Consider the following 1,355-nt stretch of genomic DNA (forward strand, 5'->3'; position numbering starts at 1 on the left):
TTACGGGGTCACTTCAATTCTTAAGAACCTGCATGGCTTTGTATTTGTAGATCTAGTTTGTTTTTAACTCAGTCCGTTATTCGACGAGTTCGTTGCCGCTGGTGTTGCCTGCAAAGAAAGCGTCAACGCTGGTTAGGGTTGTGTTCGCAATATTGAACAGAGCATCTTTGGTTAAGAAAGCTTGGTGACCGGTGAACAGCACGTTATGACAAGCAGATAGACGGCGGAACACGTCATCAACAATCACGTCATTCGATTTGTCTTGGAAGAACAGCTCTTTCTCGTTGTCATACACATCAAGGCCAAGCGCGCCAATCTTACTCTGTTTAAGCGCTTCGATAGCCGCTGTGGAATCCAATAGTTCACCACGGCTGGTGTTGACGATCATCACGCCGTCTTTCATCTTCTCAAATGCAGTCGCGTCTAATAGGTGGTAGTTCTCTTTACTCATTGGGCAGTGCAGAGTAATCACATCAGACTCTTTGTAAAGCTCGTCTAGCTCTACATATGTAGCGCCTAGCTCAACGGCCAGTGGGTTTGGGTATGGGTCGTAACATAGGATGTTCATGCCCAAGCCTTTTAGAATACGCATGGTCGCTAGGCCAATTTTACCGGAACCAATCACACCCACAGTTTTGCCGTAGAAGTTAAAGCCAACCAAGCCTTCTAGAGAGAAGTTTGCATCACGAGTGCGTTGGTATGCCTTGTGAAGCTTACGGTTTAAACACATCATCATGCCGACAGTGTGCTCTGCTACTGACTCTGGTGAATAAGCAGGAACGCGCACCACTTGCAAGCCAAGCTCTTTGGCTGCGTCTAGGTCGACCTTGTCAAAGCCTGCACAGCGCATTGCAATCAGTTTTGTACCGCCTTGTGCAAGAATCTCTAGCACTTCTCGCGATAGGTCGTCGTTTACAAACGCACAAACCACTTCATTGTCGTGCGCCATTTTCGCTGTGGTTGTGGTGAGGCGAAAATCATGGAAATGAAACTCAGCGTTGAGTTCGCCTTTCGCAAGGTTGAATGATTTTTCGTCATATGATTTTGAGCTAAAAAAAGCAATGTTGAGCATGGCTTCCTCTCTTACCTAAAAAATGAATACCCCAATTATGTTTATTTGATAAGGGGTTAAAGCTAGGGCGTGTTGACCTTTCGTGGTTAAATTTTGTTCGAGATAAAAGCGTTTTAATCGCGGCGAGGGGGAAGTAGCCTAGTCACTCTAAGTAAATCCCCCTCAACAAAGAGTAAAACGCTTTTAGCCGAACCCTTCGGGCAGCGTTTGCTGGTCATTTCTACTACGTTATCGGCTTCTCATGTAGGCTAGCTACACATCGACGCCTCTGCCTTGTATAAAT

The 1,355-nt window shown here is 46.0% G+C and carries 1 protein-coding gene; it reads right to left on the reverse strand.

Annotated features, from left to right (window positions below):
* Positions 1-76: 76 nt before the first annotated feature.
* Complete coding sequence (locus BCT81_RS00230; RefSeq protein WP_102422931.1) at positions 77-1,072, reverse strand: 2-hydroxyacid dehydrogenase; 996 nt, start codon at positions 1,070-1,072, stop codon at positions 77-79.
* Positions 1,073-1,355 lie beyond the last annotated feature (283 nt).

It is taken from the genome of Vibrio sp. 10N.261.52.A1 (assembly GCF_002876325.1).
GTDB lineage: Bacteria > Pseudomonadota > Gammaproteobacteria > Enterobacterales > Vibrionaceae > Vibrio > Vibrio chagasii.